This window comes from Paenibacillus sp. N119s, from assembly GCF_059447605.1.
Genome location: NZ_JCAJRU010000323.1, coordinates 1 through 4,406, shown reverse-complemented (window position 1 = coordinate 4,406; position 4,406 = coordinate 1). Strand labels below are relative to the sequence as shown.

Genomic DNA, 4,406 nt, shown 5'->3' with positions numbered 1-4,406 from the left:
CGGTTAATCGTTCAATCGCATCAGCGCCAAACAGCTTCGTGCAATATTCAAAGGAACCCTTGATCTGCCCGTCTTCATCACTCATGGACAAGGTCAAATCGAATTTGGAGGTTCTGTGTTCCTGAACATATGGGCTGAAGGTTAGCGTTTCAAGCTCCGCTTCCTGTGACTCCATATTTTCAAGTACAAACATGGTGTCAAACAACGGGTTACGGCTTGCATCCCGTGCTACATCCAGCTTTTCCACCAGCTCTTCAAGCGGATAATCCTGATGCTCGAAGGCTTGCAGCGTACGATCTCGGACTTCCAGCAAGTAGTTGTGGAACGTTTGGTTGCCCTGCGGCTGGTGCCGGATAGCTAGCGTATTGACGAACATGCCGATCAGTGGCTCCAGTTCAGGCAACAAGCGACCGGCTACTGGCGTACCGATGATCATATCGTCCTGACCGCTGTATTTGGACAGCAGGACGGTGTAGGCGCCTAGTAGCACCATGTACAATGTGCTTCCAGTCTGTGCCGCTATCCGGCGCAGTTGCCCAGATACATTCGGATCCACTGTAAATTCATACATCGCTCCCTCAAAGCTGCGCACAGCAGGTCTAGGATAAGCAATCGGCAGATCCAGGATCGGCAATTCCCCGGCTAAATGCTCCAGCCAGAACTGTTCCCGGCGCTGGTAGGACTCCCGCTGCATTTCCTGCTGCTGCCACACCGCATAGTCCTTGTACTGAATTGACAACGGCTCTAAAGCCTGTCCCTCGTACAGTTGTCCCAGCTCCTGCACGATATTGTTAGACGATACACCGTCTGAAATAATATGGTGCATGTCGTACATCAGGAGGTGACGCTCGGGCCCGGTTTGAACGAGACGGACACGCAGCAGCGGTGCCTGCTGAAGATCGAAGCTGCGTACAAAGGACTCGATATACGCTTCGGCTTCAGACTCATGGGCCTGCAGACGTTCTACGGCAAACTCCACCTGATCGTAAACCCGCTGCACAACCTCGCCGTCCACCATTTCAAAGGAAGTCCGCAGCGTTTCATGACGGGCTACTAACTGACGGAACGCCTCCTCCAGTCGGTCTGCCTCCAGCGGCCCCTCCACTACCAATACACCCGGCATATTGTAGCTGACCTCTCCACCTTCCAAATGGCTCAAAATGTACAGTCGTTTTTGCGCCGAGGAAGCAGGGTAGTAGGCCTGTTTCCTCGCGGTAGGGATCACCGTATAGGCGTCTGTGCCATGCGTTGCGATGAGCTGGGCTTGCTGCTCAATCGTAAAGTGCTGGAACACCTCACGCAGTGTCATTCGGCTGTCCAGTTCCTGATGGATTTTGGCCACCAGTGTCGTTGCCCGCAGAGAGTGCCCGCCCACATCAAAGAATGAGTCGGTGACGCCGACGCTTGACAGTTTCAAGACATCCTGCCAGATTTGGGCTAGTTTAGCCTCCAGCGGCGTCCGCGGCGCAACGTACTCCAGGCCTCCTTCAAGGCGTGCTTCTGGTGCTGGCAACGCCTTCCGGTCGATTTTCCCGTTAGGTGTCAGCGGGAAACGATCCAGCTGTACCACATACGTCGGAATCATATAATCCGGCAGCTTCGGCTGCAGCGCATTCCGCAGTTCCGGCAGACTCAGCGACTCTGTAGCTACGATATAGGCACACAGATCCTTGTGTCCGTCTTCGCTTTCCCATGCTGTGACCACGGCTTTTTGGATACCGTCCACGGTCAGCAGCTGTGCTTCCACCTCGCCCAGTTCGATCCGGTAGCCGCGGATTTTGACCTGGTGGTCGATCCGGCCCAAATACTCGATACTGCCATCCGGCAGCCACCGTGCCAAATCACCTGTCCGGTACATCCGGTTTGCGTGAGTGCTGCCCGCTTGATCGGCAACCGCCGCATCAGCAAACGGATTCGGGATAAACTTCTCTGCCGTCAGTTCTGGCAGGTTGAGGTATCCTCGTGCAATACCTGCACCCCCGATATAGAGCTCACCTGCGATACCGATCGGCACCAGCTGTTGCTGGTGGTTCAGGATATACACAGTCTGGTTCGCTATTGGCGTTCCGATGGATACCGTGTGCTCCCCTTTGGCCAGCAGGACATGCAGGGACTCTACATCTTCAATCGTATAAGCCGTCGCATCTACCGTCGTTTCGGTCGGTCCATACACATTCGTAATCACCGGACGATACCCGGCCCACTTGTGCAGGAACACATGGACCAGCTGCACCGATAAGGCTTCGCCCCCGATCAGGTAGTGCTTCACACCTGGCGCTTCTGTCACGCCGATGCTTTCGTTCAAAATATGCAGATGCGCAGGTGTGCCGTCCGACAGATCAATTCGGTGCGTGCGGTAGTAGGCGATCAAATGCTCCCCGCTCAGACTGATGTCACGGGACACCACATGCAAGGTGTGACCTAACAGCAAACTGGCAAAGATTTGCTTCACCGAGGCGTCAAATACAAAGGCTGACAGCCATGCGATGTGAAGCGGCTGATCATACCGACTGTATACTCGCTCATATAGAGCATCTACCAGATTGCTGACACTGCCCTGCTCGATCATGACCCCTTTCGGCTGACCGGTTGTACCTGACGTGTAAATCATATAGGCCAGGTTGTGCAGGCCGGCGACAGAGATCAGATTGCTCGCATCCTGTGCTCCTAGTTGAGCCTGTACGTCCTCCTCGTCAAGAACGATAGCTTGTACTGTCGATGGCAGTTGGAGTGACAGGTTGGCAGATCTGCTTGTGATCACGACCTTTGCCCCACTGTCTTGAAGCATGTAGTCGATCCGTTCCTGCGGATACATCGTATCCATTGGCACATACGCGCCTCTGGCCTTCAGTACCCCCAGAATGCTCACCAGCATATCCGCAGAACGTTCCAGCAGTATGCCTACCGGTTGATCTGCTTCAACCCCTTTCGCACGTAACACACGGGCCAACTGGTTCGCCTGCTCATTCAGCTCAGCGTAGGTTAGCGCCATGTCTCCAGACACCACGGCTATCCGCTCAGGGTGGTTTTTCGCTTGCTCTTCAAAACGCTCGCTGAGCGACAGACCTTGGAGTGTTCCACGCACGTGATGTGCGTTCGGATCATTGAACACCTTCAAAATCTGTTCGGTTTCTGCTGCCGTAATGAGCTCCAGCTCACCCAGCTTCGCATCCGGGTTCGCTGCTACGGCTGCGGCCAAGCGAATAAAGTGGCGTGTCATCCGTTCTACCGTTTCCCGTTGATACAACGCAGTTGCATACTGCAATCCGAACTGGAGGCCTGCCTCTTCCTCTCTAGCTTCCAGCGTCAAATCAAACTTCGCTGGTGTTTGTTCCAAGCCGTATGGACGGAAGCTGAGGTCTGCCAGTTGCAGTTCACCTTCCTCGGTCGTTTGCAGGGTAAACATCGTATCAAACAGCGGATGGCGGCTCATATCCCGCTTCACATTCAGCTTTTCCACCAGTTCTTCAAATGGATAGTCCTGATGCTCATAGGCTTGCAGGGCGCGAACCTTCACTTCTTCCACATAGCTGCGGAAGGTATGTTCTGCTGTCGGATAGTTTCGCATTGCCAACGTACCGACGAACATGCCGAGAATCGGTTCCAGATCGGCATGGGGTCGTCCGGCAATCGGCGTGCCGACGACGATGTCCTCTTGGCCGCTGTATTGGTGTAAGAGTGCGGTGTACGCCGCCAGCAGCACCATATACAGCGTAGAGCCGGTGTGCGCCGCCAGTTCCTTCAGCCGTTCGCTCACTTCGCGTTCCAGCCCGAACACCACGATATCGCCTGCTGTACTACGCACCGCCGGACGGGCAAAGTCTGTCGGTAGATCCAGTACAGGCAGTTCCCCTCGGAAGGTGTCGAGCCAGTACGCTTCCTGGGACTGCATCCATTCCTGATGGGCTTCGCTTTGCTGCCATACGGCATAATCCTTGTACTGTATCCGCAGTGGCGGCAGCTCTTCACCGTCGTACAAGCGGACAAATTCTTCAGTCAGTACCCCCATGGACACCCCATCCGAGACGATGTGGTGCATATCAAGCATAAGCAGATGTTGGGCTTTCTGCTCACCTCCCTGGACGCCCAGATCTACCAAGCCTACCCGCAGCAGCGGCGCAGCTTTGAGATCAAACGGACGGACAAAGCGACTCACCAGCTCCTGCACTTCCTTGCTGGCCATCATGTCTGTATCCGTAGTCGCACCCTCTGCTCGTACTTTCGTATATTCCACTTCGAACGGCACGGTGTCTTCAATCCATTGCATCGGCTCACTGTCGATCAGGTCAAAGCGAGTACGCAAGGAGGCATGACGTGTGATCAGTTGACGGAATACCTGTTCCACTCGCTTCACATCCAGCGGACCGCTCACTTGCAGCACCGACGGCATGTTGTAGTTCACATCC

The 4,406-nt window shown here is 54.8% G+C and carries 1 protein-coding gene; it reads right to left on the bottom strand.

All coding sequences use genetic code 11. The features are described 5' to 3' along the window. Window positions 1-4,406 (bottom strand): amino acid adenylation domain-containing protein (locus tag AC5V8P_RS23735; protein ID WP_495473929.1); only part of this gene is annotated, 4,406 nt, incomplete at both ends.